The organism is Actinomyces ruminis (assembly GCF_002154335.2).
GTDB lineage: Bacteria > Actinomycetota > Actinomycetes > Actinomycetales > Actinomycetaceae > Actinomyces > Actinomyces ruminis.
In genome coordinates this window covers 1-13,005 of sequence record NZ_MTPX02000082.1, presented here as the reverse complement: position 1 = coordinate 13,005, position 13,005 = coordinate 1, and the positions used below count along the sequence as shown (strand labels likewise).

8 protein-coding genes and 3 pseudogenes are annotated in these 13,005 nt (G+C 71.4%); 5 read left to right on the top strand and 6 right to left on the bottom strand.

The genetic code is table 11. The annotated features are described in order from the left end of the window. Positions 1-120: 120 nt before the first annotated feature. Genes BW737_RS14585 through BW737_RS14580 form a run of 3 tightly spaced genes read right to left on the bottom strand, consistent with a single transcriptional unit; the run spans position 121 to position 2,221 of the window. The gene (locus BW737_RS14585; RefSeq protein WP_086614692.1) at positions 121-732 is read right to left on the bottom strand and encodes a class I SAM-dependent methyltransferase; all 612 of its coding nucleotides are present in this window, start codon (positions 730-732) and stop codon (positions 121-123) included. A gap of 50 nt (positions 733-782) precedes the next feature. Further along, on the bottom strand, positions 783-1,013 hold the full coding sequence (locus tag BW737_RS19025; protein WP_257210901.1) for a hypothetical protein: 231 nt from the start codon (positions 1,011-1,013) through the stop codon (positions 783-785). Between the two features lie 8 nt (positions 1,014-1,021). Continuing rightward, positions 1,022-2,221, bottom strand: coding sequence for an MFS transporter (locus tag BW737_RS14580; protein WP_257210900.1), 1,200 nt, complete (start codon positions 2,219-2,221; stop codon positions 1,022-1,024). Between the two features lie 109 nt (positions 2,222-2,330). Between BW737_RS14580 and hflX the strand changes: the two are divergent. The 3 pseudogenes from hflX (at position 2,331) to BW737_RS14565 (ending at position 7,157) form a co-directional block, all read left to right on the top strand. Further along, a pseudogene (hflX, locus tag BW737_RS14575) lies at positions 2,331-3,931 on the top strand (GTPase HflX). A gap of 85 nt (positions 3,932-4,016) precedes the next feature. Then, positions 4,017-6,033, top strand: a pseudogene (locus tag BW737_RS20140) (ATP-dependent DNA helicase). Between the two features lie 121 nt (positions 6,034-6,154). Next, positions 6,155-7,157 (top strand): annotated as a pseudogene (locus BW737_RS14565) (L-lactate dehydrogenase). 1,387 nt (positions 7,158-8,544) lie between these two features. Here BW737_RS14565 and lexA read toward each other — a convergent pair. Continuing rightward, positions 8,545-9,330, bottom strand: a complete 786-nt coding sequence (gene lexA / locus BW737_RS14560) for a transcriptional repressor LexA (protein ID WP_086614693.1) — start codon at positions 9,328-9,330, stop codon at positions 8,545-8,547. 221 nt (positions 9,331-9,551) lie between these two features. Between lexA and BW737_RS14555 the strand changes: the two genes are divergently transcribed. After that, positions 9,552-10,262, top strand: coding sequence for a LysM peptidoglycan-binding domain-containing protein (locus tag BW737_RS14555; protein ID WP_086614694.1), 711 nt, complete (start codon positions 9,552-9,554; stop codon positions 10,260-10,262). A gap of 108 nt (positions 10,263-10,370) precedes the next feature. Further along, positions 10,371-10,862 carry a transcriptional regulator NrdR gene (nrdR, locus tag BW737_RS14550; protein WP_086614706.1) on the top strand — a complete coding sequence of 164 codons (492 nt, stop codon included), beginning with the start codon at positions 10,371-10,373 and terminating at the stop codon, positions 10,860-10,862. A 100-nt stretch (positions 10,863-10,962) separates the two neighbouring features. On the opposite strand, the gene BW737_RS14545 is transcribed toward nrdR, so the two are convergent. Both BW737_RS14545 and BW737_RS14540 read right to left on the bottom strand, forming a co-directional pair. After that, complete coding sequence (locus BW737_RS14545; RefSeq protein WP_180272244.1) at positions 10,963-11,715, bottom strand: GNAT family N-acetyltransferase; 753 nt, start codon at positions 11,713-11,715, stop codon at positions 10,963-10,965. A 159-nt stretch (positions 11,716-11,874) separates the two neighbouring features. Further along, a complete protein-coding gene (locus tag BW737_RS14540) occupies positions 11,875-12,900 on the bottom strand; it encodes a glycosyltransferase family 4 protein (RefSeq protein WP_257210899.1) in 1,026 nt (341 codons plus the stop codon). Between the last annotated feature and the right edge of the window lie 105 nt (positions 12,901-13,005).

The following is a 13,005-nucleotide window of genomic DNA, read 5'->3' as shown; positions in this document are numbered from 1 at the left end:
ACGAACACGGCTGCTACTGGTGCAATGTGGGAGTAGGGGAGCGGTGGGCGGGCAGCCGTTGCGGCGGGTTATTTCGACCGGTCTCGGTGCGTAACAAGTGCCGGTGTCGGTGGGGCGGGATCAGCGCGTGACACGCAGGACGCGGTAGCCCTTGGAGGAGGCCTCCCGGCTCACCGTCCAGCCCTGGTCGCCCAACCACTTGGCCAGTGAATCGGCCCCGAGGTTCTTCTGCACCACCAGCCAGGCCTCCCCGGTGTCGGCCAGCAGTCCCAACCAGTCGGTGAGCAGCGCGTGCAGCGCGGCCTTGCCGATCCGCATCGGCGGGTTGGACCAGATCAGGTCCAAGCGCGTGCCCGAGCTCCGCAGTTCGTCCAACAGCGCGTCGGCGAGGACGGCGCGCACGCGGGTGTGTCCGGCGTCGGCGGCGTTGCGCCCGGCCAGCTCCACCGCGCGCTCGTTGACGTCGGTGGCCAGCACCGTGGCCTGCGGGGCGGCGTCGGCCAGGGCCAGGGTGAGCGGGCCCCAGCCGCAGCCCAGGTCCAGGAAGGTGCCCGCCTGCGGCGGCTCGGGCGCCTGCCGCAGCAGCACGCGCGTGCCCAGGTCCAGGCGGTCGGCGGAAAACACCCCGGAGGCGGTGGTCACGTCGTGCTCGGTGCCGCGGATGACGAAGTGGTGGCGCCGCTCCTCGGCGGGGGCCTCGGGGGAGGCGGTGAAGTAGTGCTGCTCGCTCACGCGCCCGACCCTACCGGGCGCGGGCCGCGGTCGTCATAAGCGATTCCGCTTCAGGCCGCCCGGCGGGCCAGCAGCGGGGTGAGGGTGAGGGCGAGGGTGAGCACCGCCGTCGTCGGCACCAGCAGGTTCGCCTGCACGCCGGCCGCCGACGGCGCCACGAAAGCGGTCGCCAGCGTGCCCAGAGCGGCTGCGCCGGCGGCGTTCGCCACGGTCGCCGACGTAGCCGCCCGCGCCTGGGAGATGCCGTCAGGCGCGCCGCCCAGGTCCTCCGGCGCGGTCACGCAGCGGATCATTGTGTCCTGGTGGATGATCCCCATTCCGGCACCCGCCGTCGCGAAGCCCACGTGCAGCCCCCACCAGGCGCCGCCCCGCCGAAGGCCGCCGTCATCACCGCCCCGCCGATCGCCAGGCACGCCCCGCCGACGCCCACCCGCATTCGGTATCGGCGCGGCTCGCGGGCCGGATGCGCCGCCGTCCAAATCGCGATGGAGGACCATGCGAATCCGGCGCAGGTCAGCGCCCAGCCGATTGCCGTCGGCCCCAGGCCGAGCACGTCGTGGGCGGCGGGGGAGACCAGGTAGTCCAGCGTGAAATAGGTGGCGCACAGCCAGGCGAGCGTGGCCAGCGCCGCTCGCCTTCCCGGTGCCAGGCGCATGGTCCCGCTGGGGAACACCTGTGCGCAGGCCCACACCACTGCCGCCGCCCCGGCCACACCGACGGGCGCGAACAGCGCCGACGCCGCGGGCACCGCCCCAATGGCCGCCACTCCGCCGGCCATCACCAGTGCCGGAACCAGTGGTGGATGGGACTCGTCGTCACTCACCTGCAGGCCGCGGATCTCCCGTGCCATCAGCAGCCGCGCCGCCACCAGCAGCGGTACGTACACGACCAGCGCCCAGCGCCAGCCCCATGCCTGTGACACCGCGGCCGCGTAACCGGGGCCGAGGATGGAGGAGACCACCCAGGTGGCCGAGCCCGCCGCCAGGAACATCCGCCGCCACGCCTCTGGCAGACCCGCCACCAGCACGCCCATGGTCACCGTCGCCAGGGCGCCGGCCGCCAGCCCCCGCAGCACCTCGCCGAGCACGTACACGCCCACATTCGGCGCCAGCGCCCCGGTTATGGCACCCGCCACCAGCACGGCGGTGAGCACGGTCATGAGCCGGTCCGCCCGCCAGCGGGTCAGCATGGCGCCGCCCAGCGGCATGGTCAGGAAGGTAGGCACCATGGCGGCGGCCGTCACCAGTCCGTAGTGGGCGCGCGCCCCCAGATCGGTGGCCACCAGCGGCAGCACCGTCTGGTTGATGTAGGTCTGCATGCCGGCCAGCAGCTCCACCACCAGCATTGAGGCGGCCAGGTGCCCCACCGGCGTGGTCACCAGGGCGCGCAGCGACGGCGGTGGGGGCGACGACGGCATGGCGCCTTCGTTGACCGTGCTGGGATCTCCGGCATCCGGGACGGTGGGCGGATCGGCATCGACGGAGCTCACCGCCCGAGCGTATCGGCCCGGGGCGCCGTTGCCACAGCGACCGCCGTCGGCGAACGCGGCCCGCGGGCACTCGGCAAGGAAGTGGCCAGGCAGTAGCATCGGAACTCGCATGGAAAACACGTCGAACCCCAGCAATCGCACCGCCCACAGCACCACCGCCGACAACGACGCCGCCCGCAATGACGCGCCCGCCGCTGCGGCCGCCGACGACCCCGCCGCGGCGCTCGCCTCCCGGGTCCGCTCCCGCGCCGGCACCGCCCTGGCCTCCACCTCCGGCCGCCCGCAGGACCAAGAGTCCGATGCCGGCGCTCTGGAGCGCGAGGCCCGCGCCGGCACCCGCCGGGTGGCCGGGCTGTCCACCGAGCAGGAGGACATCAGCGAGGTCGAGTACCGGCAGGTCCGCCTCGAGCGCGTCATCCTCGTCGGCCTTGAACTGCCCCGCCCGGGCGCGCCCGCCAATCCGGGTTTCCCGGCGGGCACCGGAACCGCCGCCCAGGATGCCGAGACCTCCCTGCGTGAGCTTGCCGCCCTGGCCGAAACCGCCGGCAGCGAGGTGCTCGACGCCCTCATCCAGCGACGCGACCACCCCGATCCGGCCACCTACCTGGGCTCCGGCAAGGCCAAGGAGCTGGCCGAGATGGTCGCCGACACCGGCGCGGACACGGTCATCGTCGACGGTGAACTCGCCCCCTCCCAACGCCGCGCCCTGGAGGACGTGGTGGACGCCAAGGTCGTGGACCGCACCGCCCTGATCCTGGACATCTTCGCCCAGCACGCCAAGTCCCGGGAGGCAAGGCCCAGGTGGAGCTGGCCCAGCTGGAGTACCTGCTGCCGCGCCTGCGCGGCTGGGGCGAGTCCATGTCCCGGCAGGCCGGCGGACGGGTCGCCGGTGGTCAGGGCATCGGCTCGCGCGGCCCCGGTGAGACCAAGATCGAGCTGGATCGCCGTCGCATCCGTCAGCGCATGGCCAAGCTCCGGCGCGAGATCCGGGCCATGGCCCCCTCGCGCGAGGTCAAGCGCGGCTCCCGGCGCCGCGGCCCCATCCCCTCGGTCGCCATCGCCGGCTACACCAACGCCGGCAAGTCCTCCCTCATGAACGCCCTCACCGGCGCCGACATCATGGTGCAGGACGCCCTGTTCGCCACCCTGGACCCGACCGTTCGCAAGGCCGAGGCCGCCGACGGGCGCATATACACCCTCACCGACACGGTCGGCTTTGTGCGCAATCTGCCGCACGAGCTGATCGAGGCCTTCCGCTCCACCCTGGAGGAGGTCGCGGAGGCCGACGTCGTGCTGCACGTCGTCGACGCCGCCCACCCCGACCCGCTCGGCCAGATCTCCGCCGTCCACGCCGTCCTGGCCGACATTCCCGGCGCCCTGGACGTGCCCGAACTGATCGCACTGAACAAGGCCGACCTCGCTGACCCGGTCACGCTGGCCGCCCTGCGCACCCGCCTGCCCGACGCCGTCGTCGTCTCCGCCCGCACCGGCCAGGGGCTGCAGGAACTGCGCAGCCGCATCGAGGCCATGCTGCCGCGCCCGGATGTGGCCGTTGACGTCGTCGTCCCATACTCACGCGGCGACCTGGTCTCCCGCGTGCACGCCGACGGCGATATAACCGCCGTCGAATACGTGGAGGCCGGCACGCACGTGGTCGCCCGCGTGGACGCCGCCCTGGCGGCGGAGCTGACCGCCGTCGACGCCGGGTGAACCCGTGCGCGAGGTGAGTACGCCCGGCCCGGCGGACCGGGCGAATAGGGACGCCGACGCCGCACCGCCACCCACGGACGCGACCGTGACGGAAAAACCGGGCGCGACGGAGCAGGCGCGCACCCGGGCCGCACTGGACGCCGCCGTGGCCGCGCTCGGCGGCAGCCCGCGGGAGGGCCAGATTGAAATGGCCCGCCGCGTGACCCGCACCATCACCTCCGGCGGCCACCTGCTGGTGCAGGCCGGCACCGGCACCGGCAAGTCGCTGGCCTACCTGGTGCCCGCCATGGTGCACGCCGTCGAAGCCGGCGAGCGCACCGTCGTTTCCACCGCCACCCTCGCCCTGCAGCGCCAGGTGCTCACCAAGGACGCCCCACTGGCCGCCGACGCCGTCGAACGCACCACCGGCGTCCGGCCCAGTGTCGCTCTGCTCAAGGGCTGGCAGAACTACCTGTGCCGCCACCGCCTGGCCGGCGGCTACCCCGACGACGACGCCGACACCCTCTTCTCCGCCGCCGCGGCCGCGCCCCGCGCCCGCATCGGCGAGGGCGCCGAGCAGACCCTCGGTGAGCAGGTGGTGCGGCTGCGGCAGTGGGCCGAGCAGACCGACACCGGCGACCGTGACGACCTGGTGCCCGGCGTATCCGACCGCGCCTGGGCGCAGGCCTCCGTGACCGCCGCGGAATGCCTGGCTCCGGCTGCCCCCTGCACGACGAGTGCTTCCCCGTGCGCGCCCGCGCCGCCGCCGCGGAGGCCGACGTGGTGGTCACCAACCACGCCATGCTCGGCATTGCCGTCGCCGGCAACCCCGGCGTGCTGCCCGAGCACGAGGTACTGGTGATCGATGAGGCCCATGAACTGGCCGACCGCGTGCGCTCCCAGGGCACCGCCAGCCTGTCCGCTGCGGCGGTCGCGCGCGTGGCCACGACCGCCCGCCGCCACGCCGGCGTGCTGGTCAACGAGTTGGAGGAAGCCGGGCAGACCCTGCAGCTGGCCCTGGCGGAACTGCCCGACGGGCGCCTGGCCGATGGGCTGCCGCCCGCGCTCGCTGACGCCCTGACCGTGTTGGAGGCCGCCTGCCGCCAGGTGCTCACCGATGTGCGCGAGGCCGCCCGCGCGGCGAACCAGGGCGGTGGACAGGCGGGCGCGAGGCCGGGGGAGTGGCCCTGGCCCGCACCGCGGTGGCGGACATGACCGACGTGGTCGAGCGCATGACCTCCGACTCGGTCGCCCAGCGGCGCGACGTCGCCTGGGTGGAACGCCCGCGCCTGGGCGCCGATCCGCCGCGCCTGACCCTCGCGCCCATCGACGTGGCCGCCTCGGTGGCCGACACGCTGCTGGCCGACCACGCCGCCGTGCTCACCTCCGCCACCCTCGCCCTGGGTGGCAGCTTCAACCCGATGGCGGCGGCCCTCGGGCTCACCCTCACCGATGCCGACTGGGAGGGGCTCGACGTCGGCACCCCCTTCGACTACGCGCGCCAGGGGATCTTGTACACCCCCACCCACCTGCCGCGCCCCGGGGCGGGCATCTCTGCGGGCGCCCTGGAGGAGGTAGTGGCCCTCGCCGAGGCCAGTCGCGGCGGCATGCTCGGCCTGTTCTCCTCCCGGCGGGCCGCCGACGACGCCGCGGCGCTGCTGCGCGAGCGCACCGACCTGACCGTGTATGCGCAGGGGGAGGACCGACTGTCCACCCTGGTGGAGGCCTTCGCCGCCGACGAGGACGCCTGCCTGGTGGGAACCCTGTCCCTGTGGCAGGGCGTGGACGTGCCCGGCCGCACCTGTCGGCTGGTGGTGATCGACCGCATTCCCTTCCCCCGACCGGACGACCCGGTCGCCCAGGCCCGCAGCGAGGCCGTCACGGCCGCAGGCGGTAACGGCTTCATGGCCGTCTCGGCCACGCACGCCGCCCTGCTGCTGGCGCAGGGGGTGGGGCGATTGGTGCGCCGGGCCGACGACCGCGGCGTCGTGGCCGTGTTGGATCCGCGGCTGCGCACCGCCCGCTACGGCGCCTTCCTGGCTCGCTCCATGCCGCCGCTGTGGCCGACGCGGGACCGCGACGTCGTCCTGGCGGCATTGGGACGGCTGGCCGCCGGGAAGTGACCGCCGACCTCAACGGAACTGACTCTCCGGTACTCGTGCGACGTTGGGGCCGACCGCGTAGTCTGAGCCCTGGGTGGGCCAGCTCACCAACCTGACAACCGTCCAGATACGGAGGCACACAGTGTCAGACTCCACGATCACCAACAGCGCTCAAGGTTCATACCCGACGGCCCGCTCCGGCCGTCCTTCCAAGGTCGCCATCATCGGTGCCGGCGCGGTTGGCTCAACGCTCGCCTACGCCTGCGTTACCAAGGGTGTCGCCCGCGAGATCGTCCTGCAGGATATCGTCAAGGAGAAGGTCGAGGCGGAGGCGCTCGACATCGCCCAGGGCATTCAGTTCACCTCCGCAGGTGCCGTCTCCGGCTCGGATGACCCGGAGATCTGCCGCGGTGCGGATGTCATCGCCGTCACCGCCGGTGCTAAGCAGAAGCCCGGACAGTCCCGTCTCGAGCTCGCCGGCGCGACCGTCGGCATCATGGAGAAGATCCTGCCCAAGCTGGTGGAGGTGGCGCCGAACGCCATCTTCGTGATGGTCGCCAACCCGGTCGACGTCGTCACCTACTGCTCCAAGAAGATCACCGGACTGCCCGAGAACCAGATCTTCGGCTCCGGCACGGTTCTGGACACCGCCCGTATGCGGTACCTCGTCTCCTTGGAGACCGGCACCGCCACTCAGAACATTCACGCTACATCGCCGGTGAGCACGGCGACTCCGAGGTCGCCTTGTGGTCCTCCACCGAGATCGGCGGCGTGCCGGTCACTCAGTGGGGCAAGACCCTCGACGGTGGCGTGTTCGACCAGGCCAAGCGCGACCGCATCGCCCACGACGTGGTCCGTTCCGCCTACCGCATCATCGAGGGCAAGGGCGCGACCAACTACGCCGTCGGCCTGGCGGTCTCCCGCATCATCGGGGCCGTCCTCAACGACGAGCAGCGGGTGCTGACCATCTCCCGCTGCTGGACAACTGGCACGGCATCTCCGACGTGTGCATGGCGGTGCCGACCATCGTCGGCCGTGAGGGCGCCGGGCGCCGGCTGGAGCTGCCGCTCACCCTCGACGAGCGCGACCGGCTGACCGCCTCCGCCGAGCGGCTGCGCGAGGTTGCCCGCGGACTCGGGTACTGAGTTGCGCCGCGGCGGCCGCAACGCCGTCCGCAAGCATGAAGGGGCCGATCCCGTTTGGGGATCGGCCCCTTCTGCGGGTTGTCGGCGTGGGCGTGGTGGTTTTTAGGCCAGCTGTCGGGGGTGCCCGCTGCCAACCTGCCCTGTTTGGACCGCTGTCCCCTGTTTGGACCGTTGTCCCCTGTTTGGACCGCTGTTGTGTGCCGCGTGGGCGGTCCAAACCGACGTAAGGGGTCCAAACTGACGCAAGGGGTCCAAACCGGCGCGAGGGGTCCAAACCGACGCAGGCGGTCCGGCGGCGAAACGCCCCGCCATTGCCACCGGACAGGTCGGCCCGGGAGCGGCTGCCGGTCGCCCAGTCAATGAGATCTCTCATGTCCACCCACTCGACCTGGGCGGCGAGGCCGGGCGCGGTGGCGGTCACACTGCACTCGATGCACCTCCGGCACTGTGATCCGGCCGCTGTACGTTCTAGCCTGTTCATACGGGTCTAGAGCAGAGCGGGGACCGTGTTCTCACGGCGCACACGCTCACCCACAGGGGGCAAGCACCATCCCGGATCCCCCGGGGACCATGATCGCCCCGACTATCCCACACCACACCAACCAAAACCCCGATCCTAAGCAACACGCACACGCCTCTAACTCGGGCATAGTCGATGGCGACATCCGCCTCAGCGAAGGACGTGTTCGGGCTGCAGAGGTCGCTTTCGGGCTCACGAGGTCGTGGCCGGTGTCCGCCCATCTGCCGAAAACGTCCTCATCAACCCCAAGCCCTCCACATCCGAGAGGGTTTGGGGTGTAACCGGACGTTTTCGCCGAACGCGGGGCGTCGTCGGTCTAGCGGGGACGTTCTCGGGTTGGTGGGGTGCCCGTTGCTGCGGTCCCGGGCGGATATGCCGGCGGCCGGAAGCCGCGTCCGCGAACAACCCCACGGGGCCCGACGCGTCAGACCAGGCCTACCCCCAGCGGGACGAACCGTTCGCGTGTGACGGTTCGCGGGTTCGGGTCGACGATTCGCCACCTCCGGCGACGGTTCGCCAGGTAGGCACACGAACCAGTCACCATTCATGGCGAATCGTGGGTGCTACCTGACGAACTGTCACAGGGACACATGAACCGTCCCCTCCCCAACAGGCCGCCCCCGCGACGGCGTGCGCGCCAGGGCGCGACGCACGAACATCAGCATCACCGACGAGCACCGTCAACGGCCGCGATCCCCGAACCGGCACCCCGCACGATCCCTGCGTTTCGCGCGCGGCCGTCAACGCTGCCAGCCTCGCCGGCCCGACACCGCCCTCGCCGGCCCGAACGCGACCACCGCATCGCAGCCCCGGGGCCCGACAACCCGAATGAGGCCTACCTCTGTGCGCTTGCGCCTAGGTTTCCACTCAGAGGGCCCGCAGCACCGTGACGACCTTGCCCATGATCGTGGCCTCGTCTCCAGGGATGGGGGCGTAGTCGGGGTTGCGTGGCAGCAGCCACTGGTGCCCGTCCTTGCGGGAGAGCACCTTGACGGTTGCGGAGGCGCCGTCGACGTCCTCGACCATCGCGGCCACCACGTCGCCGTTGTCGGCATCCGGCTGTGCGCGTACCACCACCCAGTCGCCGTCGCAGATGGCCGCGTCGATCATGGAGTCGCCGTGCACCTCCAGCATGAACAGCTCGCCGTCGCCGGTCAGGCGGCGGGGGAGGGCGAGGACGTCCTCCACGTCCTGTTCGGCCAGGATCGGCGTGCCGGCCGCGATGCGCCCTACCAGCGGCACGGCCACGGCCTCGCCGTCGGCGACGCCGGGCAGCACCGGCAGCGACGGCTCCAAGACGGGGGCGGCTTGAGGGGAACTCGTGGAACCGGCGTCCGGCTCCGCCGTGGGGACCACGACCTCCAGGGCGCGCGGTCGGTTGGGGTCGCGCCGCACCAGGCCGAGACGCTCGAGCTTGTCGAGCTGGTGCTTGACGGAGGAGGGACTGGTCAGGCCCACCTGGGCGCCGATCTCCCGCATGGAGGGCGGGTAGCCGTGGGCGGTGACCGCTGCGCGCACCGATTCGTAGACGGCGCGGGCGCGTGCGTCCAGGGACTCCAGGACGTCGGCGGTGGGAACAGGAAGGGGAGTGGGGACATCGGCGGGGGCCGGGTTGGTGCCGCGGCGTCCCGCCCGGCGGGTGGTTGTGCTCATCGCCTGTCCCTCATTCCCCGGGCTGCCGGCGGCCCGGGGGCCGGGTGCCGGTTAAGGAGCCCGAATTCATGTCGGTGGCCTGTGATGGCCTTGTCTCGTCAAGACTACGGCCGATTGTCCGGGCGATCAAACATGTGTTCGAAAACGCTCTGGACGTGTCGGACGTGAACCGGTAATCTATCGAACAGGCGTTCGTCGAACGTGTGTTCTAGGAGGCTTTCATGAGTGCTCTTGCCGCCCCAGTGCCGCCGCGTCTCCGGCTGGTTCCCACCGAGGAGCAGCACGGCTCAAGGTTGTTCGTGATCGGCGGTGCCGCCGGCAGTACTGCACCTTCCCCGGAGCCCGAGGGGGCGTCGGCGGATGTGCCTCGTCCGCAGCTGCGGCTGGTCGTCGGCGGCGAAGCGGCCGGCTCCGAGTCGACTGTGGCGTCGTCTCATGTCGCCGCACCGCCGGAGGTAAAGCGGCGTCCTGTCGCTCCGCAGCCCCGACGGCGCTCCTTGGAGGAGCTGGCTCCCACCCATCCGGCGGTGCGTGCGCGCGCCAGTCGCACGGCGTTGACCTCGGTGGAGATCCGGGTAGCGCAGGCTCCGGTGATGCAGCGCCGCGTGGAGCCCGCTTCCGCACAGCGGATCGCTGAGCGGTCGGCCGACCGCGCCGCCCTGCCCGTAGCCGTGCGCCGACTGCTTGCTGCGGGCGCGCTGGTGCTGGCCGCGGTCCTGGTGGCGGCCGGCGGCATCGTCGCCTCCGGGTTTAGCGCGGCCCCGGCGCAGACCACCACCACTACCGTCCAGTCCGGCCAGTCCCTGTGGGACGTCGCCGTGGCTACCGGGGTCGGTGATGTCAATGAGGTAATGGCTCAAATCGTCGAGCTCAACGGACTGACCAGCTCCACCCTGCAGCCCGGCCAGACGCTCGTCGTCCCCGCCGGCTGAGTCGCCGCCGGTCTGACGGGCTCGCGCCCGTAAACGCTTGCGGATCCGCGCGCCGGAAGCATAACCTCCGAACCATACGCATAAGACGGGGAACCGGAGGTGGTCGGCGTGCGCTGTCCTTTCTGCCAGCACAGTGGGTCACGCGTGGTCGACTCGCGCACCTCGGACGACGGCGCTTCGATCCGTCGCCGCCGCCAGTGCACCAAGTGCGGCCGGCGCTTCACCACGATCGAAGCGGCCAGCCTGTCGGTGCGCAAGCGTTCCGGTGCCACCGAGCCGTTCTCGCGCGACAAGGTAATCAACGGCGTGCGCCGCGCCTGCCAGGGCCGCCCGGTCACCGACGACCAGTTGGCGTTGCTGGCCCACAAGGTGGAGGAGACGGTGCGCGGCAAGGGGCACGCCATCGTCGACTCCCACGAGGTGGGGCTGGCGATCCTGGAGCCGCTGCGCGAACTCGACGAGGTCGCCTACCTGCGCTTCGCCTCCGTCTACTCCGGCTTCAACTCCCTGGACGACTTCGAGGCCGCCATCGCCGACCTGCGCGCCTCCCACGCGGCCACCCCCGGCCCCGCCGCCGAGGTCGGTAACAATCAGCACTGAGACCGGCGCCAATGACGCACCGAGACCGGCACGAACATGGTGCAACTGACAGCTGCCGGTGGGGCGTGAGGGGTTAATCCAGCTACTGGGGCTGGTTCCACTAAGGGCGGCGGGGTTCCGGGGTGAAGTACCGGTGCGAGTGGACGGTGCTGAACCCCAGGCGTCGGTAGCACGTCACAGCCGGCGCGTTGTCCTCTTCAACCTCCAGGGCGACGGTGCTCGCACCGTGTGCATGCGCCGCACCGGCAAGCGCTTTGATCATGGCGGTGGCGGCGCCGCGTCGTCGCTCCTCGGGTGGGACGAACAGTCCATCGATGACGGCCGTGCCGGCGACTTCCGTGATGGCGAGTCTCCCGTGACCTCCCCCGGGGGTGCGGGCGAAGAGCTGAACCGGTGCGCTGGTCAACAGCGCTAAGGCGTCATCCACGGCCTGCTGCGAGGGGGTGCCGGGGTCGGCGCGGCGGGCGATACGCCTGATCAGCGAGGAGGGCGGCATCTTGGTGAGGGTGGACGACGCGCCGGACTCGCCGTCGGCAACGAGGTCGGCCTGCGCAGTCATTACGAGGACTCGGGGAACGGGAACCGGGCGCAACTCCGGAGGCGGGGAGGCGTCGTGACGGAGCATCGACAGCCCGGGCATGCCGCGTCGGAGATACCAGTCGGTTGCTGCCGACAGGCGGGCGGGAACCTTGGGAGCAAGCACCAGCAGAGAATTGGCTCTTTTCGTCAGGCCGGCATGCTCGCGCAGCACACAGTCCGGCAGATCCGGAGTGCTCAGGATGGTCCGCGGGCGCCAGGCGGCAAGTAGGGCCAACTCGAGCAGGGCGGTTGCGTCATCGGCGAGCGGTAGCAACTGCGTGACAGTTGCAGGCGCCCACCGTGTCTGCCGGCTCGAGCGATCACCGGGCATCAATGGCCTGCACCAGGCTCTCGACCAGTCCCGACCAGGTCCATTTCTCGACCATGAGTGCACGCCCGGCGGCGCCCATGCGCGCGCGCAAGTCGGGATCCGTCAGCTGACGTACCAGGCCGCGACCAGCGCATCTTCATCGCGGCCGTCAACGACATTCCCGGTCACGTCCTCCACCACCGTCTCGGGCGCCCCGCCGCTCGTGCCGGCGATCACCGGCAGCCCGGCAGCGGAGGCCTCGAGGAAGACAATGCCGAGCCCCTCGACGTCGAGCCCCTCCCCGCGCGTGCGGCAGGGCATGGCGAAGACGTCGCCCATGGCCACGTGCCCCGGCAGCTCCTCGTAGGGCACCTTTCCGGTGAGGATGATCGACTCGCGCACCGGGGAGGACCGGCGCAATAGCGCTAGCTTCTTCGCATAAGGGCCCCAGCCGACAATGACGAGTCGGGCCTGCGGCACCTGCTCCACCACGCGCGGCCAGGCGGAGATCAGAGAGTCCTGCCCCTTGCGGGCGACCAGCCGGGACACGCATACGACCGTGGGCGCCTCACCCAGCCGGTACCGGGCGCGCAGGGCGGCGCGCGCCTCGGGGTCAGGGTGGAAACGGTCGACGTCGATGCCGCTGGGCAGGCGCAGGACCTCCTGGTCGGCTGGCAGGTGGGGGCGCAGCTCGCCGAGCGTGTAGTCGGAGATGTAGGTGACGACGTCGGCGTCGCGGAAGATCCGACGCAGCGCCTGCCGGGCGCCGAGCACCATTCCCCAGCCGACCTCGTGCCCGTGGGTGGTGGCGATGACGCGGGTGGCCCCAGCCTGTTTCGCTGCGCGGCCCAGCAGGCCGAGCGGAGCGGCGGCCCCGAACCACACGGTCTCGATGTGGCGCTCGCGGATGAGCTCCTGCATGCGCCTACGCACGTCAGGGGTTGGCAGGAGCATGTGGGTGGGCATGCGCACCACGTCGAAGGCGGCCTGGCGGTCGAAGTCTGCGGCGGCGTTGGGGCCCTCGGGGGGTGTTGAGGCCAGGACGGTCAGGTCCGCAGCGGGCAGACGGCGGGTGTAATCGTCCAGGTAGGACTGAATGCCGCCGACGACGGGCGGGAAGTCATTGGTGACGAGCAGGGTCCTACGCATGGGGCGAGTGTACGGGGAACAGGGGCGGTCTCGGCGTACGCGGCACGTCATTTCGCTCGGTCTCGGCGCGTTCTGGTGCCGGTCTCGGCGAGGGGGCGGGGAGGG

What these genes read in the sequence shown, in the direction of transcription:
- lexA (WP_086614693.1), bottom strand. Translation starts at nt 9,330, where the DNA reads ATGAGCACAACCACCCGCCGGGCGGGACGCCGCGGCACCAACCCGGCC.
- BW737_RS14555 (WP_086614694.1), top strand. Translation starts at nt 9,552, where the DNA reads ATGAGTGCTCTTGCCGCCCCAGTGCCGCCGCGTCTCCGGCTGGTTCCC.
- BW737_RS14540 (WP_257210899.1), bottom strand. Translation starts at nt 12,900, where the DNA reads ATGCGTAGGACCCTGCTCGTCACCAATGACTTCCCGCCCGTCGTCGGC.